Consider the following 26,086-nt stretch of genomic DNA (forward strand, 5'->3'; position numbering starts at 1 on the left):
CCCGTGATTAGCGGAGGCGTAACGTTGGCCCGCCTAACTTGCAACAGCCATGAAACGTTCTCACCGTGAGCTTGCCTTTCCCATCTTTGCCGCTGACCGCACGCCTATCCACCAACATGTCCTCATCTCCGGCGGCCCGGACCGGACCCGCACACGGTGGATCCGCACACAATGGACCCGCACACAATGGACCCGTACACAGTGAAGGCGGTTATCTTTGCCGGGGGTCTGGGCACCCGCATCAGCGAGGAGAGCGTCGTGAGGCCCAAACCCATGATCGAGATTGGGGGGCGGCCCATCCTGTGGCACATCCTGAAGATGTATTCGGCGCACGGCATCACCGATTTCGTGGTGCTGTGCGGCTACAAGCAGTACATGATCAAGGAGTATTTCAACAACTACTTCCTGCACATGTCCGACGTGACCTTCGACATGCGCAACAACGAGGCCAGGTACCACCGCCGCAGCGCCGAGCCGTGGTGCGTGACCCTGGTCGACACCGGCGAGGACACCATGACCGGCGGGCGACTGGCGCGGGTGCGCAAGCACCTGCAAGGTGGCCCCTTTTGCCTGACCTACGGCGACGGGGTAAGTGACGTGGACATCGCGGCCACCATTGCCTTTCACCGTGAGCATGGCCGCCTGGCCACCATGACGGTGGTGCAGCCGCCGGGTCGTTTTGGGGCCGTGACCGTGGATGAGGAGGGTGGCGTCAGCAGCTTTCAGGAAAAGCCCGACGGCGACGGCGCGTGGATCAACGGCGGCTTTTCCGTGCTGGAGCCGGAGGCCATCGATTACATCGAGGGAGACGGGACCACCTGGGAGGCCGAGCCCCTGCGCGAGCTGGCGCGGGCCGGGCAACTCGCCGCCTATCGCCACGCCGGATTCTGGCAGCCCATGGACACCCTGCGGGACCGCAACCTGCTTGAGGAGTTGTGGCGTTCGGGGCAGGCCCCGTGGAAGGTCTGGTGAACGGTTCCTCTGAGCGTGACCTGTACGACTTCGTGGTCATCGGCGGCGGCATCGTGGGACTGGCCACCGCCTACCGCCTGCAACAGCGCTACCCCGGCGCACGGACCGCCGTGCTGGACAAGGAAGACGCCCCCGCGCGGCATCAGACCGGACACAATTCCGGGGTGGTCCACGCCGGGGTGTATTACGCCCCTGGCAGCATGAAGGCGCGGCTGTGTCAGGCGGGCAACCGCAGCATGGCCGAGTTCTGCGTGCAGCACGGCGTCCCCTACGAACGCTGCGGCAAGCTGATCGTCGCCACGAAGAACAGTGAGTTGCCGCAATTGGCCCGCCTGGAGGAACGTGGACGCCTTAACGGTCTGGAGATCGAGCGCCTGACCCCCGAGGGCGTGCGCGAGGTCGAGCCGCATGTGCGCGCGGTGGCGGGCCTGCGGGTGCGGGCCACCGGCATCGCCGATTACGCCGCCGTGTGCATGGCGCTGGTGGACGAACTGCGCGCGGGCGGCACCGAGGTCCGGTATGCCACGCGGGTCACGGGCCTGAAGCGGACGGGCGGCGAACACCGGATCGCCACCAGCAAGGGAGAGCTGCGCGCCCGCTTTCTGATCAACTGCGCCGGGCTGCACAGTGACCGCATCGCGCGGCTGGCCGGGGCGGACCCGCAGAGCCAGATCGTGCCGTTCCGGGGCGAGTATTACGAGTTGCGCCCCGACAAACGCCATCTGGTCAAGCATCTGATCTACCCGGTGCCCAACCCTGATTTTCCCTTCCTGGGCGTGCATTTCACCCGCATGACCGACGGCTCGGTCCACGCCGGTCCCAACGCGGTGCTGGCCTTCGCGCGCGAGGGCTACCGCAAGACCGACTTCAACCTGCGCGATCTGGCCGAATCCCTGCGCTACCCCGGCTTTCAGAAGCTGGCGCGGCGCAACCTGAAGGAGGGGGCTGCCGAGATGTGGCGCTCCGTGTCCAGGGCGGCCTTTGTCCGCAGTCTCCAGGCGCTGATTCCTGAAGTGACGGCAGCCGACGTGATTCCGGCGGGGGCCGGGGTGCGCGCCCAGGCGCTGACGCCGCAGGGTGCGCTGGTGGACGACTTTTTAATCGTGGAAGGCCCCGGCGCGCTGCACGTCTGCAACGCCCCCAGCCCGGCGGCCACCGCGTCGCTGGAAATCGGACAGGCCATCGTGGACCGCCTGCCTGGCTTTGACCACCTGACCCCCCAGACCGCCGCGCCGGGCCACGCCCCGCAGGGAGCAACACCATGAAGATATTTGTCACGGGCACTGAAGGTTATCTGGGGTCCCTGCTGGCCCCGCAACTGCTGGCGGCGGGCCACGAGGTCATTGGCCTGGACACCGGCTATTACAAGGCAGGCTGGCTCTACAGAGGCATCACCCAGAGCGCCCGCACGCTGAACAAGGATCTGCGCCAGATCACGGCGGAAGACCTGCGCGGCGTGGACGCGGTGGTCCACATGGCCGAGCTGTCCAACGATCCGCTGGGGCAACTGCTGCCCAACATCACCTACGACATCAACCACCACGGCTCGGTGCGGCTGGCCGAACTGGCCAAGGCGGCGGGCGTTCAAAAGTTCGTCTATATGTCGTCGTGCAGCGTGTACGGCGTGGGCGGGGCGGACTTCGTGACCGAGGACTCGCCGGTCAACCCGCAGACCGCCTACGCCGAGTGCAAGGTGCTGGTTGAAAATGACCTGCGCCCGCTGGCCGACGCGAAATTCTCGCCTACCTTCCTGCGCAACGCCACCGCCTTCGGGGCCAGCCCGCGCATGAGATTCGACATCGTGCTGAACAACCTATCGGGGCTGGCGTATACCACGGGTAAAATCGCCATGACCTCGGACGGAACGCCGTGGCGTCCGCTGGTGCATGCGCTGGACATCGCCCGCGCCATTGGGTGCGTGCTGGACGCGCCCATCGAGGCCGTTCACAACCAGACCTTCAACGTGGGCAGCACCGAGCAGAACTACCGCGTGCGCGAGATCGCCGAGCAGGTGGCCGCCGCCTTCCCCGGCTGCGCTCTCAGCTTCGGCGAACAGGGCGCGGACACCCGCAGCTACCGCGTGAATTTCGACAAAATCACCAATGATCTGCCCGGCTTTAGCTGCGATTGGAACGCCGCGCGCGGGGCGCAGCAGCTCGCGGCGCTGTTCGGCTCCATCAACCTGGGCCGCGACACCTTCGAGGGCCGGGGCTTTACCCGCCTCAAGCAACTGGAATACCTGCTGGAGAGCGGGCAGATCGACAATGACTTTTACTGGACCGACCCGTTCTCCGCATCTACGGGAGCAACCACCGAGGCGCAGGCATGATCTTTACCGAGACCAAACTGAAGGGTGCATTCATCATCGATCTGGAGTTGCGTGAGGACGAGCGCGGCGGCTTTGCGCGTACCTTCTGCATGAACGAATTTGAAGCGCATGGTTTGAAGCCGCAGGTGGCCCAGTGCAACCTCAGCTTCAACCACAAGGCCGGGACGCTGCGCGGGATGCACTACCAACTGGCCCCCGCCGCTGAGACCAAGCTGGTGCGCTGCACGCGCGGGGCGATTGTGGACGTAATCGTGGACCTGCGCCCCGAATCGGACACCTATCTGGAGCATGTGGCGGTGGAATTGAACGACGACAACCGTCGCGCCCTGTATGTCCCCGAATTGTTCGCGCATGGGTATCAGGCGCTGAGCGACGGGGCCGAGGTCAGCTACCAGGTGGGCGAGTTCTACACCCCCGGCTCCGAGCGCGGTCTGCGCTACGACGATCCGCGTCTGGGCATCCAGTGGCCCATGCCGGTCAGTGTGATCTCGGAGAAGGACGCTGCGTGGCCGCTGCTGAAGGCCGACGCCATGCCGGAGGTCAGCGCGTGATCATCGTGGACCGGGCGCTGGAGAAGCGCGAGGCGCAGGGCAAGCCGATTCGGGTGGGCATGATCGGGGCCGGATTCATGGGCCGGGGCGTCGCCAACCAGATCATCAACTCGGTGCCGGGGATGCGGCTGGTGGCCGTCTCGAACCGCCATCTGGCCGGGGCCGTGCGCGCCTATCAGGAAGCGGGGCAGGAGCCGGTGACGGTGGACAGCTTGAACGCGCTGGAAGACGCTGTGCGCGCCGGAACACCTGCCGTGACCGAGGACGCAGCGCTGCTGTGCGCCTGTGGGGGCATCGACGCCCTGATCGACGTGACCGGCGACGTGGAATTCGGGGCCTGGGTCACGCTGGAAGCCATTGCCCACGGCAAGCACCTGATCAGCATGAACGCCGAGCTGGACGCCACGGTGGGGCCACTGCTGCGCCGCAAGGCCGACGCGGCAGGCGTGATCCTGACCGCCGCCGACGGGGATCAGCCGGGCGTGCAGATGAACCTGTACCGCTTCGTGAAATCCATCGGCCTGACACCGCTGGTGTGCGGCAACATCAAGGGCTTGCAGGACCCCTACCGCACGCCCACCACCCAGCAGTCCTTTGCCGAGAAGTGGGGCCAGAACCCGTACATGGTGACCTCGTTCGCGGACGGCACCAAGATCTCCTTCGAGCAGGCCATCGTCGCCAACGGCACCGGCATGAGCATCGAGAAACGCGGCATGCGCGGCGCGGACTTCGCGGGCCATGTGGATGAACTGACCCGGATGTACGACGTGGAGGCCCTGCGCGCCCTGGGCGGCGTGGTGGATTACACCGTGGGCAGCAGGCCGGGGCCGGGGGTGTTCGTGCTCGCCACGCACGACGATCCCAAACAGCGCCACTACCTTAACCTCTACAAGCTGGGCGAGGGGCCGCTCTACAGCTTTTACACGCCGTACCACCTATGCCACTTCGAGGTGCCGCTCACGGTGGCCCGCGCGGTGCTGTTCGGGGATGCGGCGCTGCAACCCCTGGGTGCGCCCACCGTGGAAGTGGTGACCACCGCCAAGACCGATTTGCGCGCCGGGGACACGGTGGACGCGCTGGGCGGTTACCTCAGTTACGGGCAGTGCGAGACGGCGGCCATCACCCGCGAGCAGCGTCTGCTGCCGATGGGACTGGCCGAGGGCTCCGTGCTGCGCTGGGATGTGCCTAAAGACGCGGTGCTGACGTATGACGACGTGACCCTGCCTGAGGGGCGCGTGGCGGTGCGCCTGCGCGCCGAGCAGGACGCCCTCTTCGCGGACCAGATCGGATCGGGACAGGTCATATCGGTATGACCTCTCTCGCCGATCAAGCCCCCACCGTCTGCGCGGTGATCCTGACCTACAACCGCCAAGCCCTGCTGCGAGGGTGCCTGGCCTGTCTGCTGGGGCAGACTCGCCCCCCGGACCAGATTCTGGTAGTGGACAATGCCAGCAGCGACGGCACCGCCGAGATGCTGGCCCGCGAGTACCCGGACGTGCGGGTGCTGGTCCTGTCGCCCAACCTGGGCGCGGCGGGGGGCTTCGCAGCAGGGATGGCGCAGGCCTACAGCGCGGGCTTCGACTGGCTGTGGCTGATGGACGACGATGCCTGCCCGCGCCCGGACGCGCTGGAGCGGTTGCTGGCGGCGGGGGCGGACCCGGACACGGACACGGCGGCGGACGTGCTGGTGCCGTGGCAGTGCTCGGCGCAGGGCAAAATGTACGGTGTGGCCCAGTGGCAGCCCGGTGGTCTGATGGAACCCGATCCGGCCACGCTTGAGGCCGGACATGAGGTGCAGTTGTTTGCCTTTATCGGGCCGCTGATCTCGCGCGCGGTGATCGAGCGGGTGGGCCTGCCCTACGCCGAGTACTTCATCGACATGTTCGACTGGGAATACAGCCTGCGCGTCCAGCAGGCGGGACTGCGCGCCCGATTGGTGCCGGACAGCGTGATTGACCATGAGGCCGGTGAGATCAAACTCCAGCGCCTGCTGGGCGTCGGTCGCGCGCGCGCGCGGTACTGGCGGCCTGGCTGGCGCGTGTACTACGACACCCGCAACGCGCTGCTCACCTTCCGCCGCCGCCGCCTGGGCTGGCCCACCACCCTGCATTATCTGGCCTCCCAGCCCCGCTCCGCGCTGCGCGAACTGGCCCTGGAACCCGATGGGCTGCGGCGCGCCCGCCTGCGCTGGTGGGCGGTGCGGGACGGCCTGCGGGGCGTGGCTGGTGAGAGGCCAGAGGTGCGCCAGATCGGCGGGTCAAAGCGCTGAGCTTGAATTCTGGGGCTGCCGCCACACACTGGCGCAGTTTCGGTACAGGACACTGCCGTGCATTCCAGAGCTGTGCCAGTTCTGGCGTCTGTCCATGACGGTGGGAAGCCCTGGTGGTCCAGTCTCCAGCCGAGCTGTGGGTCAGGGCAATCCCGCCTGGGCCGCCGCCAGATGACGCTGGGACCGCACTGTCCTTCACGGTGGGTCAGCTTTGCTGTGACAAGCTGCCCCGGATGAAGTTGACCGAAGCAAAAATGGGAGGCGGCGCGGCTGCGCTTCCCAGCAGGGCAGCACTCGTGGTGGCTGTGGGCGCGCTGACGCTGAGTGCCGCCCTCAGCGCCCTGGCCCCAGCCAGCGCGGCCCAGTCCACACCGCAGCCATTTGCCGACGGCGGGGTGTACACGCTCAGGAACGCGTGTGCCGGGCTGGCGCTGGACGTGGAAAGTGCAGGCGTCCAGAACGGCGCGCGGGCCATCGTCTGGCCCTACGCCGCCGCCGCCAACCAGCAGTGGAACGTGCAGGAGATCAGCGCGGGCCGCTACCGCCTGAGCGCGCTGCACAGCGGCAAGTTGCTGGACGTGGACAATGGCGGTAAATCGCCGGGAACGCCGGTCATCCAGTGGAGTGGCACCGGCGGTGTCAACCAGCAGTGGCTGACCGAGAAGGTCGGAGACGGCACCTTTCGCCTGCGCCCGGCCCACGCCCCTGAGCTGGCGCTGGAGGTCCTCAGCGCCCCCAATCAGGGCGGCAGCGCCGTGGGGATGGGCCGTGTTGCGGCGGGCGCTTCTGCCTGCGCCAGCGGCTGGAAGATCGAGCGGGTGGCGCGCCCGGCTGGCACCAATCGGCTGGCCGTCTCCAAAGATGGTCACAGCCTGGTCCACGCCGACGGCTCGCCCTTCCTGTACCTGGCCGATACCGCCTGGGAACTGCCCCACCGTCTGGACCGCGCCGAGGTCATCCGCTACCTGGACACCCGCCAGCGTCAAGGCTTCACGGTCATCCAGACGGTGGCGCTGGCCGAGCTGGGCGGCCCCACGGTGCCCAACGCCTCCGGCGATCTGCCGTTCAAGGACGGCGACCCGGCCCGCCCAGCCACCACGCCGGGCAGCGATCCCAAGAAGGCCGACGAGTACGACTACTGGGACCATCTGGACTATGTGATTGACCAGGCGGCGGCGCGCGGCATGTATGTCACGTTGCTGCCGACCTGGGGCGAGTGGGTCAACGACGAGCCGCTGTTCACCCCGGCCACGGCGCGGGCTTACGGGCGTTTCCTGGGGCAGCGCTACCGCAACGCCCCGGTGATCTGGATGCTGGGCGGCGACCGCAACCCGGAAAAGCCCGAGCAGCGCGAGATCTGGCGGGCGATGGCGGGCGGCCTGGAGGACGGCGCGGGCAGTCCCGAGAAGGCGCTGATCAGCTACCACCCGGCCATGCCCTTTGGCTCGGCGCAGTGGTTTCACGCAGAGGCGTGGCTGGATTTCAACACCTGGCAGACCGGCCACTGCCGCAGGCAACGGGTCTGGGAAAAGATCGGCCAGACGCGCGCCGAGAAGCTGCCCAAGCCGGTGCTGAACGCCGAACCCATCTACGAGGACCACCCGGTGTGCTTCGATCCGGGCAAGCAGGGCTACTCCGACGCCACCGATGTCCGCAACGTGGCGTACTGGAGCGTTTTTTCCGGTGCCTTTGGGGCCAGCTACGGCCATCATTCGGTCTGGCAGATGTTCGAGAAGGGCCGCAAGGGAATCAACGGTCCGCAGATGCCCTGGACCGAGGGCCTGAACGCGGCGGGGGCCGCCCAGATGCGGCACCTGCGGACCCTGCTTGAGGCCCGCCCTGCTCTGAGCCGCGTCCCGGACTCCACCCTGGTCACCCAGGTCTACGACGACGATGGGCGGATCGTGGCCGTGCGCGGCGATGGCTATGCCCTGGTCTACACGGTCCTCGGCAAGCCGGTTGCGCTGCGCCCCGAGCGCCTGCCCGGCAAGGAAACGGTGGCGGCGTGGTACAACCCGCGCACCGGTCAGACGACAGCCCTCGGCCAGGTGGGCCGCAAGGGTCCTGTGACGTTCACGCCGCCGTCCAGGGGGCGCGGCAGCGACTGGATTCTGGTGCTCGACGACGCTGCGCGGCAATTTCCGCCAGTTGGCCGCAAGCGCTGAGGACGCCTCATCTGACTACCATCCGGTGCATGGGGTTGACGCTCCATGCATATTGCGCTATCTTCTTCTCATCGCCGCCTGAGAGGGCGGTTTTTTCAGTTCCGACCGAGGCTCCAGTCTCAGGTCCCCCTTGAATCAGGAGGTAGATCGGTGGGTCAACCTGTTCCGGCACGGAGGGCCTCCAGACGAACTGGCGGTGTCGCCCTGGCGCTGGTCGGCTTGGCCGCCTTCACCATTGCCCAATTGGGGCTGCGGCTGTGGGTGAGGAGCAAGCCCAGGCCCATTCCCTACGGCTGGGCGTGGCTGCTGGAGAACCCCTGGCGGCGGCGTTACCGCGATCCCGTGCGGCTGGCTGGGGCCTGCGGCCTGCGTTCCAGCGATCATGTGCTGGAGGTCGGCTGCGGATCGGGTCTATTCACGCCCGCACTGGCCGGGCGCTGTGCCCACCTGACGGCGCTGGACATCGAGGCCCGCTACCTGGCCCAGACGGCGGCCCGGACCGCTGGGCTGCCCAACGTGACGCTCCTGCACGGCGATCTCTTGGCGCTGCCGATCCTGGCGGCCAGCATGGACGCGGCGGTGTTGATCTCGGTCCTAACCGAGGTGCCTGCGCCGGTGGAGGCCCTGCGGGAGTGCGTCAGGGTGCTGCGGCCCGGGGGCCGGATCATGGTGGGCGAGGAGTTCTTCGGGCCGGAATACGTGCTGCCCCGCACCGTGGACAATTGGGCGGGGGCTGCCGGGCTGCGGTGTATCGGCAAGCAGGGCAACGGCTGGGCCTACCTGCACATCTACGAGGTGATTTAGAGCGTTTGTCAAAAGAGTTGTCCACTTTTGACCGAACAGGCGGGCAAGCGTCCTGATGGAGAGGGGTAGCCCCATACGGGTGCTGTCACACGACAACAGTTTGTTCTGCTCAAGACAGTGAGTAAATTTCGCCGAGTATCTGGGACTGGAACAGCTCCGTAGGAGAGAACGGAAGCGTCGTGAGTCTTCTCTCCCGGTGCTGTAATTCGGACAAATGCTCCAGAACTCGTTCAGACTTTGCTCGCGGGCAGCCATTCCGGATGGGCGCTCAGCGGGGCGGGGCGTTCGGCGGGGCTCTGGACCTCCAGCGTGCGCCCGGCCTCGGCGGCGTCCAGCGTCGTCTGCATCACGTCCAGCACGTGGTAGGCCAGTTCGCCGCTGGCACGATGGTGGGTGCCGCCGTCCACCGCACTCAGCATATCGGCCAGCCCTATGCCGCGCGCATTGTCCTGAAAGGGGCGGATCAGCTCGATGGTTTCCCAGGCGTCACTGTTTGCCGCGCGCAGCCGCAGCGGGCCGCCGAAGGTGTTGGGATCGGGCAGGCTCAGGGTGCCCTGGGTGCCGTAGATTTCCATGCGCGGCAACTCGCTGGCCTGCACGTCAAAACTGGTGATGAAGGTAGCGACGGCTCCCGGCCCGGCCTCGCTCCCATCAAAGGACAGTTGGGCGGTGACGTGGGTGGGGGTCTGGACCGGGACGCTCTGACCCTGCCGCGCCCCGCTGCCGATCACGCGCTCCGTGTGCGCCCTGGCTGCGCTGCCGCCCACGCGGACGACGCCGCCCAGCAGGCCCACCAGCGCGGTCAGGTAGTACGGCCCCATGTCGAACAGTGGCCCTGCGCCGGGCTGGTAGAAGAATTCGGGATCGGGGTGCCAGCCCTCCGGCCCGTTGCTCAGCATGAAGGCGGTGGCGGCCACCGGGCGGCCAATCCGGCCCGCGTCCAGCACCTCGCGGGCAGTTTGCAGCCCCGCGCCCAGAAAGGTATCGGGGGCGCAGCCCACCCGCAGGCCCCGTTCCCGCGCCGCCGCCAGGATGGCCAGCCCGTCCTGGCGCGTGGTCGCCAGCGGTTTTTCGCTGTAGACGTGCTTGCCCGCGTTTAAGGCGGCCAGTGACGTCGCGGCGTGCGCGGCGGGCGGCGTCAGGTTGACCACCGCCACGATCTGGGGGTCCGCGAGCAGTTCGTCCAGGCCCACCGCGCGGCAGCCGTAGGCGCTGGCCTGCGCCTGGGCACGCGCCGGGTCCAGATCGGTGATGGCCGCTACCCGGAACACCCCCAGCTCGCGGGCGATCTTCAGGTACGCGCTGCTGATGTTGCCGGTGCCGATAATGCCGATGCTGTGGGTCATGCTGGGGTCCTCCTGAGAGGTAGGCGAGAGTTGTGGACGGTCAGGATGGCATGATGGGCAGCACAGGGAGCATAGGGGCGTGAATGTGACAAGACAGCCTCGCCGGGCCGTAGACTCTGGGCCGGAAAGAGCGCCGCCACAGTTTCGTCCCTGCCTTCCGCCGCCCGATTCTAGCGAGAACGTTCCCCCTTTCTTCCACGAGGTTCCCATGACCCAGCGCGTTTCCGTCGGCCTGCAACTGTACACCCTGCGCGAGCAACTGGCTCAGGATTTTCCGGGTACCCTGGACGCCGTGGCCGCCAGCGGTGTCACCGAGGTCGAGCTGGCCGGGGAATACGGCGGTCTGGACGGCCCTGGCCTGCGCGCCGCCCTGGCCGAACGCGGGTTGACGGCCACCGCCGCCCACATCGGCGGTGAGGCGTGGGAGACGGACACGGATGGGCAGATCGCCTTCCTGCATGGCGTCGGCGTGACGCGCGCGGTCTATCCCTGGTTCAAGGGTGAGGGGCAGGAGTGGGTGACGCTGGCCGAACAGCTCGAAGGGTTGTCGCAACGGCTGGCCGGAGAGGGCATCAGCCTCAGTTACCACAACCATAACCACGAGCTGAGCGAGACGCTGGACGGGCAACCGGTTCTCGATCTGCTGATGGAGCGCGCCCCCAGCCTGGGCCTGGAGCTGGACACCGCCTGGGTCTATGCGGGCGGCCAGGACCCGGTGGACTATCTCCAGCGCTACGCCGACCGTGTGCCCCTGGTGCACCTCAAGGACCTGCGCCGCGAGAACGACGGCTGGCGCACGGTGGAACTGGGTGCGGGCGAGGTGCCGCTCGCCGCCATTCTGGACGCCGTGCCAGCGGGCGCGTCGGTCTTCTACGAGCAGGACCAGGCCGACGGGCTGAACAGCCTGCGGACCAGCCTGGCGTTCCTTGGCAGTCTGGGAAAATGAGCTTCTTGCAACGGATCTAAACGTCAAAAGGTCTGAACACCTCACCGCAGGAGCAAAGGACAATCTTCTGCGGATAGACGTTTAGACGGTTTGACCCACTTCACTCCAGCGCGCCCTGCCCGGTCAGGTGACGGCCCACGATCAGGGTGTGGATGTCGTGGGTGCCCTCGTAGGTGTCCACCGTTTCCAGGTTCAGCATGTGGCGGATCACCGGGTACTCGGTGGTGATGCCGTTGCCGCCCAGCATCTCGCGGGCCAGGCGTGCGCCCTGGAGGGCCACCCGCACATTGTTGCGCTTGGCGTAACTGACCTGCGCGAAATTCATGTGCCCGGCGTCCTTGAGGGTGCCCAGCCGCCACGCCAGCAGCATGCCGGTGCTGTGGTCCGTGGCCATACGCACCAGCTTGTCCTGCACCAGTTGCCGCGAGGCAATAGGTTTACCGAAGGTGGTGCGGTCCGTCGTGTAGTCCAGCGCAGTCTGTAACACCGCCTCCAGCGCGCCCATCGCGCCCCAGGCGATGCCGAAACGGGCGCTGGTCAGGCACGACAGCGGACTCTTCAGGCCCTGGCTGCCGGGCAGCAGGTTGGCTGCCGGAATGCGGCAGTCCTCCAGCACGATCTCGCCGGTCACGCTGGCGCGCAGGCTCATCTTGCGCTTGATTTGCGGGGCGCTGAAGCCCGGGCTGTCGGTGGGCACGATAAAGCCCCGGATCATGCCCTCCTCGTCCTTGGCCCACACCACCGCCACGTCGGCCTCGGGGCTGTTGGTGATCCACATCTTGTTGCCGTTCAGGACGTATTCGCCCCCGTCCAGGCGTGCCCGCGTCCGCATTGCGCCGGGGTCCGACCCGCCGTCGGGTTCGGTCAGGCCAAAGCAGCCGATCAGCTCGCCGGAGGCCAGCCCGGGCAGCCACTTCTGCTTTTGCTCGTCGCTGCCGAAGGTGAAAATCGGATACATTACCAGGCTGCCCTGCACGCTGGCGGCGCTGCGCAGGCCGCTGTCCACCCGCTCCAGCTCGTACATCATCGCGCCGTAACCGCTGTAACTCAGACCCGCGCCGCCGTACTCTTCGGGTGTCGTCGGCCCCAGCAGGCCCATCTGGCCAAAGCCGTGCATCACGTCTTTCACGGGCAATTCGCCGTCGTCCCACCACCCGGCGATGTGGGGCAGCAGTTCGGCGTCGCAGTAGGCGCGCACGCTCTCGCGCACCAGCCGTTCGTCGGGGGTCAGCAGTTCATGGACAGCGAATTCATCGATCATCAAAAACCTCGGTGGGGAGTCGGAGAAGCGGGGTGCAAGTGTGCCAGCATTCTTTCACAGGCTGCCGGGACAGGACGGCAAGGACTGCGCCAGTTCGCGGGGGTCAGCCTGACGTCCCATCTTCTGCTGTGGCCGTGAAGGTGGTCCGCTTGTGAACCTCCTGCCGGATTTTCTTTCCCCAGTCGTTTGGAGTCTCAAGACCCGTGTGGCACCCTCCCCTGCTCTCCTCTACCGCCAGGTGTGGGCGCTGCCCAGCCTCCTCACCACGGCCAGTACTGTAAAGGCCACCAGCACCATCACTGCCGACAGCACCAGCGCCGGGGCCAGATCGGATTCCAGCGCGGAATAGATGGCCAGCGTGATGGTCCGGGTCTTGCCCTGAAGCGATCCGGCGAACAGGATGGTGGCCCCGAATTCGCCCAGCGCCCGCGCCCAGGTCAGCACCAGCCCCTCCAGCAAAAATGCTGCGGCCAGTGGCCAGGTGATGAACCGGAAGACGGTCCAGCGGTCCGCGCCGTCGGTGCGGGCAGCGTCCTCCACATCGCGGTCCACCGCCATGAAGCCCGCTTTGGCGGTCCGCAGGTAAAAGGGGGCCGCCACGAACAGTTGCGCCATGACCACCGCTGCGGGCGAGAAAGCCACGCTGATGCCCGCCAGTTCCAGCGGCGCGCCCAGCAGGCCGCTCCGTCCAAAGGCCAGCAACAGCCCCACTCCCGCCACCACCGGCGGCAGCACGATGGGCAGGTCCAGCAGGGTGTCCAGCACAGTCTTACCGGGAAAGTCGTAGCGGGCCAGCAGCCAGGCCACTGGCGTGCCCAGCAGCACGGTCAGAAGCATGGTGCAGCCAGTGGTCAGCAGGCTGATCCGCAGGGTGTCCAGTACCACCGGCCTCAGCAGGGTGGGGAAAAACTGGGCGCTGAGGCCGCGCAGCAGCAGCGCCTGCACCGGCAGGACTAAAAACAGCACCAGCAGGGCGCTCAGCGCCAGCGGAACAACAGGGACGCCCCGCCACCTGGGCCGGGAAGACGGCCCTGTAGGTTCATGGCTGGGGGTAGGCCTGGCGGTCACTTCGCAGAGCCTTTGCTCAGGGCAGGCTCCCGGAGGACTGTCGCTCGGCAGACGCGCGGCTCATCGAGCCTGGTTTCAAGAAAAGTGTGGGTGCCGCTCTGCATGGAACTCCATAGGGTTGAGAGCGAGGGGTGCTGGGCAACACCCGCTACCGGGGTTTGAGAAAGCCCCATTTCTTGAGGATGGCCTGCCCCTCGCCCGACAGCACGAACTTCACGAACGCCTGTGCCGCCTCGGGGTTGGCGGAGTTCTTGAGCGTCCCGATGGGATAGCTCGCGCTCTGGTTGAAACGGGTGGGCAGCGTCATCACGCGCACGCTGTGCCGCAGGGCGGGCGTCACGTCCGAGCTGTACACCACGGCGGCGTCCGCCTCGCCCAGTTGCACCTTGAGGGCCACCTGACGCACGTTCGGTTCCTCGCTGACCACGTTGTTCAAGAAACGGTCCGAGAAGTCCCTGCCGTAAGCCCCCGATTTGTCGATGGCCGTCAGCATCTGCCGGGTATAGGTGCCCACCGGGACAACCTTATCGGCGATCACCAGCTTGACTCCGGGTTTGCCCAGATCCGCCAGCGTCTGCACTTTGGCGTTGTTCTTTGGCGCAATCACAGCCAGCCGGTTGCTCAGAAACGGCTGACCGCCTGTCACCAGCCCCGACTTGACCAGCGGACTGAACTGCGCGTTGTTGGCGCTGGCGTACACGTCGGCCCGCGCACCGTTGTCCAGTTGCGTGCGGAGTGCCTGCGATCCGGCAAACTGAAAGGTGGTGGTGTTCCCGGTTTTCGCGTCGAAGGCTCTCCCCATTTCGGCGAAGGCGTCGGTGAGTGAGGCGGCGGCGAACACCGTCAGGCTGACCGCGCTGGCATTGCCCAGGCCCAGAAGGAGGGTGGAGATCAGCAGTTTCGTCTTCAAAATGGACCCCGGATGTGTTGAGGTGGGTGGGCTGGATTTCATGGCACGATGCCCCGCAGTTGCCCCACCTGCGCCGCGTCGTAACCGCCCAGGGTGGCCAGTTCCAGCAGGAAGGCGGGAGTGCACGCCGTGTGCAGCAGCGCCCGGACTGCCGGATGGTTCAGGTGGGACTCGGGCACGATCAGATCGAAGTGTTCGCGTTGCAGCGGCACGAAATGCAGGCCAAGCGCCTGCGCGGCCACGCGGGGACCGGGAGCCACATCCGCCGCCCCCGACTGCACCCGCCGCGCGGCCTCCAGCGGGGAATCCACCTCGTCCAGATAGCCGGGCAGCGCCGCGCACTGTGCTGCCGAGAAGCCTGCCGCACTTAGCCAGCCGTCCAGCATCAGGCGGCTGCCCGCGCCGGGATCACGGTTGATCAGGCGCAGGCTATGGCCACGAAGGTCGTCTATCCCCCCGATCTTCCTGGGATTGCCCGCCGCCATCATCAGGCCCTGTTCCCAGGTCCACAGTGCGATGACATGGACCGGCTGGCCCAGCCGCATGCGCCGCACGAACGGCAGATTGGACTCGCCGCTCTGTGTGTCCCACAAGTGGATGCCCGCCAGATGGGCCTCTCCGGCAGCTACTCCGGCCAGCGCTACCTGACTGGACGCCGGGCGCGTGATCACCCGCAGGTCTGAAAAGGCCGTCCGGGTGTGGGCGGCCAACAGATCCAGCGACGGATCGCAGCCGATCAGGACGGCGGTGCGCCCGGCGAGATCCAGATCGCCGCTCAAATCCACCTTGACCCCGTGTTCGAGTTGCGCGGCGATCATTCCGTCCGCACGGTGGCTCAGCCCAGCCGGGCCATGCAGCGGAATGGCCAGCAAGGTCTCCCCTACCTGCGCCAGTTGCACGCGCCCCCCCGGTTGGGCCACGCCGATCAGTTGGGCGTGAACTTCAGACGGAGCCAGGCGGAACAACTCGTCAAGACCGCAGCGCAGCGCCTGCGCCAGCCTGAGCGCCACCACGGTGGTGGGGGCCGAGATCCCGGCCTCGATCTTGTGCAGTGCCTGACGGGTAATGCCGGCCCGGCGGGCCAGTTCGGTTGGCCCCAGACCAGCATCCTTGCGGCGTTGCTGGACAAGAGTTTGGAGAGTGCCCGCCGTCGGCAACATAGCCCAGCGTAAACTACAGGAGTCAAAACGTCAACTGTCGTTAACTATTGTGATTGTGCGAAGCGCTGGTCACGTTAGACACCAAACTTTTATAACCCTATTATCGGATTGTATATGATTACTCGGGATTTCCCTGCTGTATTGTTACTGCTCGTAATTCCGCCTCGCGTCTGCTCTGTTCCTTGTCTGGAGCAAGGCATATGCACGAGCAAAAGCTTGATGGTGGAATAATTAGTTGTTTGGTGTGGCCCTGATATTTCTGCGCCAGGCCGTTGAATACCCGAAAATCAATGAATGAATGCACACCACCAATTATCTATCTGACCTGCACCACCGATAGCAGTAGTCATATACAATCCGATAATTTTATGGTAGAAGAAGGGATGACGGTCCATCCTGACGACGAGCGCGCCATGAAGCTGGTCCAGGCTTTCCGCATCCTCAATCTGGAGCAGGTCATAGGAATGCTGCGTGAGGAGCTACACCGGCCCGTTGCCCAGTTGCGCGCCAATCTGCGGCCCGTGTTCGAGGCGGCGCAGTTGCAGGACTTGGATCTGCTACGGCCACCTGCCGATTTCCACGCCTGGCTCCAGACGCCATTCCGGGTGACACAGACCGGAGGAGTGGCGCGGGCCAACACCATCCGTGCCCGGTATGCCACCCTCAAGCAGCTCTACGACGTGGTGATCGAGCTGGGACTGATCTCCGACAATCCGGCTCACGGCTGCCCGATGCCGCCGCCGGAGCACAGTCAGGCACCGCTGCCCGGAGTCGCCGAGATAGAACGCCTGCTGGCCGAGGCCGGGGCCAGGGATGAAGAGTTATTCGCCGCCCTGACGCTGATCTACCAGCAGGCCTTTCAGTTGACCGAGTTGCTGGCCCTGCGCTGGAGCGCCCTGGACTTCAGCCGCGCTGAGCTGATGCGCGCCCGCACGGTCACGGCGCTGCGTCCGGAAAGCCTGCGGGCGCTGGGGCCTTTGCTGGCCCGCGCGGGCGGTCCACTGCACGCCCCGGTCAAGGGGCAGCGCGTCTTCGCCTTCAAAAACGCCGACGATCTGCGCTTGCAGTTGTGGAAGACCTGCCAGGCGGTCAACCTCTCCCCTGCTGCCGGGCCACGTGAATTGCGGCTGGCGTCGCTGCGGGACTATCCACAGGCTCCCCCCGGCTCTGGCTTCAGCAACCCGCAGGCCTACGGGCGGGCGCTGCGGCACGCGACAGCCCTGGCCGAACGCAAGCGGAACAAATAAGACGCCGCCCCCGGAACCTCCAGGGGCGGCGCACGGCAGCAACTCCGCTTACTTGTAGTAGCCGTTGAGAATCTTCTGCTCGTCGGTGGCGGCCTGCTTGATCGCGTCGGCGGGCTTGGTGCCCTTGAGCAGCACGGTGTTGATCGCGTCCACCCAGGCCTTGCGCTGCCCCGCCTCGTCCACGAACAGGGTGGAATGGGCGAAGGGCAGCGATCCCACGAACGCGCCGAACACCGGGTCCTTGCGCAGCGCCGGATCGCCCGCCAGTTTGCGGCTCGCCGGAATCTCGCCCACCGAGTCCAGCCAGATGCGCTGGGTGGCTTCGCTGGTCAGGAATTTCAGGAATTTTACGGCGGCGTCGAGCTTCTCGCCCTTGGCATTCTTGGTAATGCCGTTGACCCAGTACGAGCCGAAGTTGCTGCGGACCTCCGGGTTGGCCTTGAACACGGGCATGGGAATAACGCCCCAATCGAACTTGGCCCCGCTTTTGATGGTGTTGATGGCAAACGAGCCGTCGATGATCATGCCCACCTTGCCCGCGATGAAAGCGTCGCGGTAACTGTTGTTCCCGGGAAAGAAGTTGGGCACGCCCAGCTTGTATTTCGTGGCCAGGTCCGTGTAAAAGGCCAGTGCCTTGCGCCCGGCGTCCGAGTCGTAGGTGGCGGTCTTGCCGTCCTTGCTATAGGGGCTACCGCCGAACTGCCGCACCAGCACCTCGCGGACCATGTGGTAGTCCTGGCCGTCGGGCTGAATGCCGAAGCCCAACGTGGTGAAGCGCGGCGGCGCACCCTTGACGATCTTTTCGCCAGCGGCGATAAAGTCCTCCCAGGTGCGCGGCGGCGTAATGCGCGCGGCCTTGAACAGGTCTTTGTTGTAAAACACCGCCAGCGTCCGCACCGAGATGGGCAGGGTGTAGTACTGCCCGCCGATCTTGCTGGTCTTGACCATCGGCACAAAGTCGCTCTCGATCTTGGCGGTGGGAAAGTCCTTGGCGGGCAGCGGCAGCAGGTAGCCGCTGTCCACGTACTGCGGCAGCCAGCCGTAATACAGGTTGACCACGTCCGGCCCCTGGCCCGCCGGAACGCTGGAGGCCACCTTCTGGTTGTAGGCGTCGTAAGGGAAGGTCTCCTGCTTGATGGTGATGTCGGGATTGGCCGCCTCGAACTTCTTAATCAGCTCGTTCATGGTGCTGACCTTGCTGGCGTAGTCATACTGCCAGTAGGTCAGGGTGACGGGGGCAGCCGAGGCGGTGGCGAAGGCGGCGGCAGAAACAGTCAGGGCCAGCGTGAGCAGCTTTTTCATGGGACTCCTTGGAGGATAGCGCTGAAATGAGACATGCTTGAGAATTTAAACTATACGGCGGGCGGTGACTTGAAAAGGTGGTCGGCTGGCAATTTTGGGCCATCGGATACCTTTTGCCTGCCCTAGCCCGGCCCGCATCCTACTTGCCCAGGGTCACGCGCGGCCACAGGTAGGGCAGCGCCTGCTTGCCGCCCCATGAGAACGAGGCCCATGCCAGCCCGCTCTGGCTGATGTTGCTCAGTGGTGGTGTCAGGGCAGCCCGCACGGTGAAGGACTGGCTGCCCAGCTCTATTCGAGTCTGGATCATAGGACGGGCCGCGCCCCCATGGGTCAAGTTAAAGGCTTGATCACTGCGGTGCCTCAGGTCTCCAGCCGCGTCCGCGAGTCCACGAAACGGGCCGTCTGGACCGAGTGTTCATTGAAGTCCGCCTCCAGGCGTTCGCAGGCGGCCTCCAGCGCGGGCCGCATCAAGGCGGGGGCCGGGCCGCCGTAGGTGGTGCGACGCGCGACGAAGGCGGCGGGGTCCAACGCGGCGCGCAGCTCGCTTTCGGAGAGATCGAGATTCAGGGCTTGCAGATCAGCCGCACGCAGCGAGGCCAGCGGGCGGCCCTGGGCGTGCAGATGCTCCAGCACGGTTTTCACGCAGGCGTGCGCCTCCCGAAACCCCCGCCCCTGCTGCCGGGCCAGGGCGTCGGCCAGCTCGGTCACCACCGATTCGCCGCTGCACGCCTCACGCAGCCAGCCCTCGCGGTCCACGCGGGGATTGCCCAGCGAGACGGTCAGGAGTTCGGCCCCCTCGCGGAAGTCCTGCCACATGCCGTTCAGGGGCGGCTGCATGTCGGGGCCAGGATCGTTGATGTCGCCGAACGGCACGTTGTGACAACTGAGAATCACGCTCTGCGCGCCGCCAATCGCCTTGCTGAACTTGGTGCGGGCGTGTTCCAGCGCCACCGGATTGCGCTTTTGCGGCATCACGCTGCTGCCCTGCACCAGCCCGTCCTCCAGGCCGATCAACCCGCGCGAGGCCCACAGCAGCAGGTCATGCACGGCGCGCGACAGGGTGGTGGAGGCCGTGGTGATCACGCCCGCCAGCTCCACCTGCCAGTCGCTGGCGCTGACGGCGTCGTAGGTGTTCTCGATGGGCCGGTCAAAAGCCAGCCGCCGCGCCGTGAACTCGCGGTCAATCGGAAACGACGTGCCGCCCAGCGCCACCGCGCCCATCGGGCAGAGGTTGACCCGCGACAGAGCGCCGAACATGCGGGCCGTGTCGCGCGCCAGCACGTTTTCCAGCGCGCTGAGGTAGTGGGCCAGGGTGGTGGGCTGGGCGGGTTGATGATGCGTGTAGGCCACCATCACCGTGTCCACCTCACGCCCGGCCAGGTCCAGCACGGCGCGGCGCAGCTTGAGCACCCGCCACATGGCGCGCATCAGGCGCTGGCGAGCGCTGAGGCGGTAGATGGTCATATCGAGATCGTTGCGCGACAGCGCAGTTCGCAGCGCCCCCGCCGCCTCCGCACGCAGTCCGGCCAGCCGGCGGTCCAGTGTGAAGAACACATCCTCGATCAGGGGATCGTAGGGCGGAAACGCCTCGGCGCGCATCTCCCGCAGCAGCCGCGCCGCCTCGTCCGCGTGCGCCACGCCCACTGACGCCAGCATCTCGGCGTGGGCGGTCAGCGCGTCGAACAGGTGGGGCAGCAGGTGTTCGCTGGCGTAGTCGTAATCGGGCCGCAGCACGGTCCGCAGGTAGGTGTCATGCCACATGCGCACTCTCCGGGGGGAGGATCATGGCGGTAGTCAAGCACATCCGGGCCGGACGGCATCGATCTGACGGCATCTAACTGGAGGTCATTCCACCCGGCGCTCCCGCCCAGCCACTATCCTGAGGCCTATGCCCGCGCGTCCCCTGATCGGCCTGACCACCTCGCATCTCGCGGACGCCGCCCCACGCACGCACCACGGCCTGCCCCGGCGCTATTCGGAAGCGGTGGAACGGGTGGGCGGCCTGCCCATGCTGCTGCCCAACCTGCCTGAGCTGGCCGCCGGGTACGCCGCCCGGGTGGACGCCGTGCTGCTGACCGGCGGCGTGGACGTGCATCCCCGCCATTTCGGGCAGCATCCCCGGCGCGGACTGGGTGAGGTGGACGAGGCCCGCGACGCCTTTGAGACGGCGCTGTACCGCGCGGCCCGCGAGCTGGGCAAGCCGGTGCTGGGCATCTGCCGGGGCATCCAGATGATCAACGTGCTGGAGGGCGGAACCCTGCACCAGCATCTGCCCGATGTGCCGGACGCCTGGGCCGACCACGCCCAGCGCGTCCACGCCGACACCCTGGGCCACGAGGTGACCTTCACGCCGGGCAGCCTGCTGGCGCAGACCCACGGCGAGCAGGCACTGGTCAATTCCTCGCACCATCAGGCGATTGACGCGGTTGCGCCGACGTTGCAGGTCACCGCCGTGGCCCCGGACGGCATTGTGGAGGCGGTGGAGGGTGACGGCGTGATCGGCGTGCAGTGGCACCCGGAGGTGCTGTTCCAGCGGCACCCACACGCGCTGGGGACGTTCACGGCGCTGATGCGGCTGCTGGAGTAGGCCCTGCCGGAACTCTTTTCCATCGGTGATCTGGTTCAACTTCCCGCGCCATGCTAATGACGTTACTTTCTACTGACTGGGCCACCACTGACCGGGCTGCCACCCGGGCGAAGCGGCTTCTGAGGTCCAAACGCTGCTTCGAAAGCATGTGCCGTCCGCATCCTATCGGCAGCGCCAGGCCCGTCCAGACTCTCATAAAATCTTCAAACTTTTCTCAGACGCACTCATTGTGGGATTGAGAGTACATCTACCCGGATTTAGGAAGATTGCCTACAAAAGGAAGGAGGTTGAGGGGCATGCGGTTGTGGCAAGTTATTGGCAGCAGGGAAGTGGAGGAGTCTCAGAAACGGAGGCGGCCTGAAGTTCAGGCCGCTTGCTGCACCACCTCGCGCCAGAGGTGGAACGCCCGTTTCTGGTGATGACGACGGCGATGAGCGCGAACGGTGGAGCGGGCTGGGTGATGAAGGTTCGTGATGCGAGCGTGCAGATCGAGAAACCCTTGTGCTCGTCTTCGAGACCTGAACCCGCGTTGCTGGCGCTCCTGTCGTCGTGTGGGGCGATGGGATTGCTCAATCAGGTTATTGCAGCGAGCCGTGGACACGACCTGGACGTGCTCCACGCTGTGGAGCACGGGAAGCTCGCGAATGGCTGCACCATAGCTCCAGAGCTTGTCGGTATGGACGGTGACTGGGACGTCATGTTCGCCCAGCAGCCGGCCGAAGAAGGACTTGGCCGCCTCAGTGTCACGGTATCGCTGAAGGAGAACGTCCAGGACTACGCCGTTTCCATCGACCGCCCGCCACAACCAATGAGTAATGCCGCCCACGTCCACGTGCATTTCGTCGAGATGCCACCGGGAACCCCCTCGGGGTTCCCGGTGGCGGAGGCCCTGGGCAAGCTGATCACTGAACTTGATGCACCACGTGCGGATGGATTCACGAGTCACGCATACACCCCGTTCCAACAGGAGTTCTTCAACATCTCGGTAGCTCAGCGTGAACCGGTGATAGAGCCACACGGCATAGCCGATCACAGCGAGGGGGAACCGGTAGCCGGGAAGCTTCTGACCGCTCAGCACCGCGTCACCCTACCAAAACAACTTGCCATAACCCTGTGCCGGGAAGGCAGCGTGCCGAATGCATCTTACTTTCCTATTTTCGCTTATTGCTTTTATGATAAGATTTGGATATGACTGCCTCCGTGTTTGAACCCAAACCCGCTGAACAGGGTCAGCTTCAGGCACTGGCCCAGCAGCTTGAACAGGGTGCGTCCGTGCTAATCAACCTGCCCGGTCAGCCGCCCCTGGAAGCCTCACCTGTTCTGGTGGAATTGCTCAAGGCCAGTCTCAAGGAGTTTGGCGAGGGCCACGGAGTGACCCTCCTGACTAGCAAACGCGAACTCAGTACGGCTGAAGCTGCTGAACTCCTGGGCATCAGCCGCCCGCACCTGATCAACACCCTGCTGGGCGGCGGCACCCTCCCCTACCGCATGGTGGGTACACACCGCCGCCTCGCCCTGGCGGACGTGCTGCGCCATCAAGCTGAGCGCGAACGGCAGCACGCCCTGCTTGACGAGATCACGGCGGAAGAACAGGCTGCCGGGCTGTACTGAACTTGCCGCCCAGACTCTTTCTGGATGCCAATGTGCTGTACATGGCGTTGCTGCGTGACCTGCTCCTGAGACTGGCGGTGGAAGGTGTCTGTCAGGTTCACTGGTCTGCCGAGGTGCAGCGCGAGTGGAAACGGCATCTGGTAGACGATGCTGGATACGCCGAGACAGCAATCGCCCGGACCCAGGCACGGATGGACGCCGCCTTCCCCCAAGCCCAGGTCACTGACTACCAGGGGCTGATCCCCGAACTCTCCCTGCCTGATGCGGCGGATCGCCACGTCCTGGCTGCTGCTGTGCAGGCCAGGGCCAACGTGCTGGTGACATTCAACCTGAAGGACTTCCCACCGGGGGTGCTGGATGAACACGTCATCGTCCCGCTGCACCTAGATGCGCTGCTGCCTCGCCTGTGGACGGAATCGCCAGACGGCTTTCGACTGGCACTCGGAAGACTCGTGGCCTCGCTGAAAGCGCCGCCTATGGACCTGGAGGACATCGCCACAGCACTGGAAAAACTCCAGATGCCTCAAACGGCCATGCTGCTGCGAGAAGAGGTCGAAGCGGTGGACGGTCAGCCTGCGGGTTAGTTCCGCCCTGGCAGGTGTCAGATGGAAACGGAAAAAACTTCAGGTGGGTACCTGAACCGCGCGCATATCGCGTCGTCGGCAGAGGCCACGGTGCCTGGAGACAGTACAGTGCATTTCCATGGTCGTTGGACTACCACGCCGAACTCCATTTGAACACTATGCAGTGACCCTCGTGCTGCTTGTCCTCGACGAGGACCGTGGGACGAAGCCACGCCGCGCCCACCTCTGGTACGCCGAAGGTGAACCAGAGATGCCCCCTACGGTTCCCACGTCTGAGTGGGAGGGGATTCGGGAATGGACAGTACAGGGCGACGGCTACGCGGTGTGGTTTGAAATTGCAAGGGTTTAGTGGTTCTTGCACGCTTTTGGTGCATCCTCGTCTGCCCGTGATGTTATGAGGGATGATTGATCTCGAGCCGCTTTCCGCAGCGCTCTTTCCAGACAGCGCACTGACCATCCTCTCCATCTCGCGGGGAAACGATCAGCATCTGATCGTTTCTGCCAGAACTTCTGGGGGCCAGCCGGCATGTCCCTGCTGCCAGACGGTGTCCACCAGCCTTCACAGCCACTACCCGAGAACGCTGGCCGACTTGCCGTGCTTTGGTCAGGGTGTTCAACTTCAACTCTGTGTCCGGCGGTTTCGCTGTCGAGAACGTACCTGTCCCCGACAGGTGTTTTGTGAGCGCCTCGACGGCGTTGCGCTGCGGTCGGCACGGATGACTCAGCGGCTCACCGGTACCCTTCAAGGAACAGCGCTTCAGAGCGGGGCGAGCGTCGGTCGGCGTATCGGGCGAACCTGGGGCATTGACCGTTCTCGCACCACGTACCTGCGGGTCATGCGTCGCATGACCCCTGTGCCACGGGTAAAGCCCCTCAAGTACATCGGTGTCGACGATTTTGCCTTCAAGCGTGGTTCGCTTTACGGCACGCTGATCATTGACCTGGAGACCGGTCAGCCGGTCGAAGTTCTCCCTGATCGGACGGCCACGACACTGGCCCACTGGCTCCGGGACCATCCTGAGCTTGAGCTGGCGACGCGGGACCGGTCCACCGAATATGCTCGGGGACTGAATGAGGGTGCGCCCCAGGCCCAGCAGGTCCTGGACCGCTGGCATCTGGTCAAGAACCTTCGGGAAGCGCTGGAACGCCAGGTTCAGCGGCATCAGAAGGAGATGAAGCTGGCGCTCGCCCTGGAGGGGGAGCACACCGTGCTCCCCCTTTGCCCCCACTCAGCTGAACAATCGAGTCAGGACGTCACGGTGCAGAAACAAGCGCAATATGCCGAGCTGTACGCCCAATTTCAGCGGGGGCACAGTATCGCGGCCATCGTCAGAGCGACGGGCGTCCACCGGGCGACTGTTCACTGGGCCATTCGGTGCCGGGGACAGGTCAGTCGGCGGCGGCATGCCCGGCCCGCTGGGATCCTCACGCCGTTTCAAACGATCCTGACTGAGCGCTGGGAGGCAGGCTGCCGGAATGCCAGCCAGCTGTACCGCGACCTCGTTCAAGCGGGCTATGCGGGTTCAAAGCGCCGCGTGATTCTGTGGGCCCAGGAACGACGGGAGGTTCCTGCACCGACGACGCCCGGCTCATTCAGAACGTCTGCCCTCAGAAACCGGTTTCCTGAAGTTGGACGAAGCAACTCAGCATCGTCGCTGACAGTGAAAGCAGCGTCCTGGCTGCTGTTTTCGTTTCCTGAAGACGTTGAGGAAGACCAGCAGGGACTCATCAGACGGCTCCAAACCTGTGCGCCACTTCGCCAGGCCCAGGAACTCGTCCACTCGTTCCGGACCATGCTTCGCACCCGTCACGATGAAAGCTACCCGTCCTGGGCCGAGCAGGTTCAGGCCAGTGGCCTGACCGACCTGATTAATTTTGCTAAAGGTCTTCAGCGAGAAGGGTCAGCGCTGCTCTCAGCGCTGACCCTTCCTTACAGCAACGGCCCGACAGAAGGAGCAGTCAACCGGCTAAAGACCATCAAGCGGCAGATGTATGGCCGGGCAGGCTTTGACTCAGAAGTTGCACCTGAATAACGACGGAGAAGCGCTCCCAGCCGGGAGAATCTGAGAATGTCAAAGTCACAGATTCCGGGGGAGCGCGTCCGCATTCTGGCAGACCAGTTCCTGGCCGTGCCCACGACGTCGTACCAGCAGCGCAGCCTGGGGGCTGCGCTCTTCATGTTCCTGGACACGGCGACCAAGACGGCACTCCACCGCGCTGAATTGGTCAGCAAGAGTGCGCTCAGTCGCCTCCTGAACGAGTATTCCTGGGATACGGAGGCGTGCTGGACACTGCTGGAGCAAGCCCAATGGGACTGCTGGCGGTTGGCAGCCAAGGGGAAACATCGCCCGCTCCTTCGGCTCAGTGTCGATCTGACCAGCGTGGAGAAGAAAGGCAGCACGCTGCCTTTCGTACGCGTCGAGGGCGAGGTCCACGGCATTCATCTGGTGGTTCTCTTCGCTCAGTACCGGGACGTGAAGTTCCCGGTGGCCTACCGGGTGTACAAGGGGAAAAGCACGCCCACACCCACAACATTGGCGCGCGAGATGCTTCGCACTGTTCCTCACTCCATCCGTTCCCGGTTTCGCATCCGGGTGCTGGCTGACAGCGGTTTTGAAGCAGCAGTGTTTCTCGATGAGGTCCGGCAGCTTGGTTTTGAGTTCGTGGTGGGTGTCCGTACCACTCGGCGCACCCTGCATCCAGGGGAAGTGACCGTCTCTGAGTGCCCACACGGCGGTTATGTTGAACTGAAGAATTGGCCGTATGAGACGCTGACGTTGGGCCGCTTCGACCGTAGAGATCGAACATTTCATGCGGTGTCTTCAGAACTGATGGAAGGAGACGAGGTGACCCAGGAGGGCAAAGAGCGGTGGAACGAAGAATCCTTTTTCAAGGAGGGGAAGCATCAGTTCGGCCTGGAACAGTTCGCGTTGCGAACTGTCGTGGGGCTGGATCGCTGGATCCTGCTGGTTTT

General features: G+C 65.3%; 24 protein-coding genes. 15 read left to right on the plus strand and 9 right to left on the minus strand.

Annotated elements, in window-relative coordinates; genetic code table 11:
* Positions 1-201: 201 nt before the first annotated feature.
* The 8 genes from rfbF to Q322_RS21580 all read left to right on the plus strand — a co-directional run bounded on the left by rfbF (position 202) and on the right by Q322_RS21580 (position 9,090).
* The gene (gene rfbF / locus Q322_RS0105205; RefSeq protein WP_029476626.1) at positions 202-972 is read left to right on the plus strand and encodes a glucose-1-phosphate cytidylyltransferase; all 771 of its coding nucleotides are present in this window, start codon (positions 202-204) and stop codon (positions 970-972) included.
* Positions 969-2,237, plus strand: coding sequence for an L-2-hydroxyglutarate oxidase (gene lhgO / locus Q322_RS0105210; protein ID WP_245593146.1), 1,269 nt, complete (start codon positions 969-971; stop codon positions 2,235-2,237). The genes rfbF and lhgO overlap by 4 nt, the downstream gene beginning before the upstream one ends.
* Positions 2,234-3,301: an NAD-dependent epimerase/dehydratase family protein gene (locus tag Q322_RS0105215; protein WP_029476628.1), complete on the plus strand. Its 1,068-nt coding sequence runs from the start codon at positions 2,234-2,236 to the stop codon at positions 3,299-3,301. Before lhgO ends, Q322_RS0105215 begins: the two co-directional genes overlap by 4 nt.
* Positions 3,298-3,852 carry a dTDP-4-dehydrorhamnose 3,5-epimerase gene (gene rfbC, locus Q322_RS0105220; RefSeq protein ID WP_029476630.1) on the plus strand — a complete coding sequence of 185 codons (555 nt, stop codon included), beginning with the start codon at positions 3,298-3,300 and terminating at the stop codon, positions 3,850-3,852. Before Q322_RS0105215 ends, rfbC begins: the two co-directional genes overlap by 4 nt.
* Entirely contained in the window at positions 3,807-5,165 is a 1,359-nt protein-coding gene (locus Q322_RS0105225; protein ID WP_245593147.1) for an NAD(P)H-dependent oxidoreductase, read from the plus strand. Before rfbC ends, Q322_RS0105225 begins: the two co-directional genes overlap by 46 nt.
* Positions 5,162-6,121, plus strand: a complete 960-nt coding sequence (locus tag Q322_RS0105230) for a glycosyltransferase (protein ID WP_051668237.1) — start codon at positions 5,162-5,164, stop codon at positions 6,119-6,121. Before Q322_RS0105225 ends, Q322_RS0105230 begins: the two co-directional genes overlap by 4 nt.
* A gap of 233 nt (positions 6,122-6,354) precedes the next feature.
* The gene (locus Q322_RS0105235) at positions 6,355-8,286 is read left to right on the plus strand and encodes an apiosidase-like domain-containing protein (protein WP_084147805.1); all 1,932 of its coding nucleotides are present in this window, start codon (positions 6,355-6,357) and stop codon (positions 8,284-8,286) included.
* A 150-nt stretch (positions 8,287-8,436) separates the two neighbouring features.
* On the plus strand, positions 8,437-9,090 hold the full coding sequence (locus Q322_RS21580) for a class I SAM-dependent methyltransferase (protein ID WP_162176588.1): 654 nt from the start codon (positions 8,437-8,439) through the stop codon (positions 9,088-9,090).
* A 230-nt stretch (positions 9,091-9,320) separates the two neighbouring features.
* On the opposite strand, the gene Q322_RS0105245 is transcribed toward Q322_RS21580, so the two are convergent.
* Complete coding sequence (locus Q322_RS0105245) at positions 9,321-10,436, minus strand: Gfo/Idh/MocA family protein (protein WP_029476639.1); 1,116 nt, start codon at positions 10,434-10,436, stop codon at positions 9,321-9,323.
* Between the two features lie 208 nt (positions 10,437-10,644).
* Here Q322_RS0105245 and Q322_RS0105250 point away from each other — a divergent pair, with 208 nt between their 5' ends.
* Entirely contained in the window at positions 10,645-11,382 is a 738-nt protein-coding gene (locus tag Q322_RS0105250; protein WP_029476641.1) for a sugar phosphate isomerase/epimerase family protein, read from the plus strand.
* 100 nt (positions 11,383-11,482) lie between these two features.
* Here Q322_RS0105250 and Q322_RS0105255 read toward each other — a convergent pair whose 3' ends face one another.
* From Q322_RS0105255 to Q322_RS0105270, 4 genes are all read right to left on the minus strand, one after another.
* Positions 11,483-12,643 carry an acyl-CoA dehydrogenase family protein gene (locus Q322_RS0105255; protein WP_029476642.1) on the minus strand — a complete coding sequence of 387 codons (1,161 nt, stop codon included), beginning with the start codon at positions 12,641-12,643 and terminating at the stop codon, positions 11,483-11,485.
* 228 nt (positions 12,644-12,871) lie between these two features.
* A complete protein-coding gene (locus tag Q322_RS0105260; RefSeq protein ID WP_084147807.1) occupies positions 12,872-13,711 on the minus strand; it encodes an ABC transporter permease in 840 nt (279 codons plus the stop codon).
* Positions 13,712-13,859: 148 nt separating this feature from the next.
* A complete protein-coding gene (gene modA, locus Q322_RS0105265; RefSeq protein ID WP_029476646.1) occupies positions 13,860-14,621 on the minus strand; it encodes a molybdate ABC transporter substrate-binding protein in 762 nt (253 codons plus the stop codon).
* A 38-nt stretch (positions 14,622-14,659) separates the two neighbouring features.
* Entirely contained in the window at positions 14,660-15,781 is a 1,122-nt protein-coding gene (locus Q322_RS0105270; RefSeq protein WP_029476647.1) for a substrate-binding domain-containing protein, read from the minus strand.
* 383 nt (positions 15,782-16,164) lie between these two features.
* Here Q322_RS0105270 and Q322_RS0105275 point away from each other — a divergent pair, with 383 nt between their 5' ends.
* Complete coding sequence (locus Q322_RS0105275) at positions 16,165-17,028, plus strand: site-specific integrase (protein ID WP_029476649.1); 864 nt, start codon at positions 16,165-16,167, stop codon at positions 17,026-17,028.
* Positions 17,029-17,076: 48 nt separating this feature from the next.
* On the opposite strand, the gene Q322_RS0105280 is transcribed toward Q322_RS0105275, so the two are convergent.
* From Q322_RS0105280 to Q322_RS0105290, 3 genes are all read right to left on the minus strand, one after another.
* Positions 17,077-18,330, minus strand: coding sequence for an extracellular solute-binding protein (locus Q322_RS0105280; RefSeq protein ID WP_029476651.1), 1,254 nt, complete (start codon positions 18,328-18,330; stop codon positions 17,077-17,079).
* A gap of 139 nt (positions 18,331-18,469) precedes the next feature.
* Positions 18,470-18,637: a hypothetical protein gene (locus Q322_RS23105; RefSeq protein WP_156952896.1), complete on the minus strand. Its 168-nt coding sequence runs from the start codon at positions 18,635-18,637 to the stop codon at positions 18,470-18,472.
* Positions 18,638-18,690: 53 nt separating this feature from the next.
* The gene (locus tag Q322_RS0105290) at positions 18,691-20,091 is read right to left on the minus strand and encodes an argininosuccinate lyase (RefSeq protein WP_029476653.1); all 1,401 of its coding nucleotides are present in this window, start codon (positions 20,089-20,091) and stop codon (positions 18,691-18,693) included.
* 127 nt (positions 20,092-20,218) lie between these two features.
* On the opposite strand from Q322_RS0105290, the gene Q322_RS0105295 reads away from it, so the two are divergent.
* Positions 20,219-20,917 (plus strand): gamma-glutamyl-gamma-aminobutyrate hydrolase family protein, encoded by a 699-nt coding sequence (locus tag Q322_RS0105295; RefSeq protein WP_029476655.1) that lies wholly within the window; start codon positions 20,219-20,221, stop codon positions 20,915-20,917.
* 364 nt (positions 20,918-21,281) lie between these two features.
* Here the strand turns inward: Q322_RS0105295 and Q322_RS22245 are convergent, their stop codons facing one another.
* Positions 21,282-21,992 (minus strand): IS6 family transposase, encoded by a 711-nt coding sequence (locus Q322_RS22245; RefSeq protein WP_084147814.1) that lies wholly within the window; start codon positions 21,990-21,992, stop codon positions 21,282-21,284.
* 113 nt (positions 21,993-22,105) lie between these two features.
* On the opposite strand from Q322_RS22245, the gene Q322_RS0105305 reads away from it, so the two are divergent.
* From Q322_RS0105305 to Q322_RS0105320, 4 genes are all read left to right on the plus strand, one after another.
* Positions 22,106-22,528: a helix-turn-helix domain-containing protein gene (locus Q322_RS0105305; RefSeq protein WP_051668245.1), complete on the plus strand. Its 423-nt coding sequence runs from the start codon at positions 22,106-22,108 to the stop codon at positions 22,526-22,528.
* Positions 22,529-22,530: 2 nt separating this feature from the next.
* Positions 22,531-23,112 carry a PIN domain-containing protein gene (locus Q322_RS0105310; RefSeq protein WP_051668247.1) on the plus strand — a complete coding sequence of 194 codons (582 nt, stop codon included), beginning with the start codon at positions 22,531-22,533 and terminating at the stop codon, positions 23,110-23,112.
* Between the two features lie 401 nt (positions 23,113-23,513).
* Positions 23,514-25,145 carry an ISL3 family transposase gene (locus tag Q322_RS0105315; RefSeq protein WP_084147808.1) on the plus strand — a complete coding sequence of 544 codons (1,632 nt, stop codon included), beginning with the start codon at positions 23,514-23,516 and terminating at the stop codon, positions 25,143-25,145.
* A gap of 36 nt (positions 25,146-25,181) precedes the next feature.
* A partial coding sequence (locus tag Q322_RS0105320) for a transposase (RefSeq protein ID WP_034417663.1) occupies positions 25,182-26,086 on the plus strand: 905 nt, incomplete at its 3' end.

The organism is Deinococcus frigens DSM 12807 (assembly GCF_000701425.1).
GTDB lineage: Bacteria > Deinococcota > Deinococci > Deinococcales > Deinococcaceae > Deinococcus > Deinococcus frigens.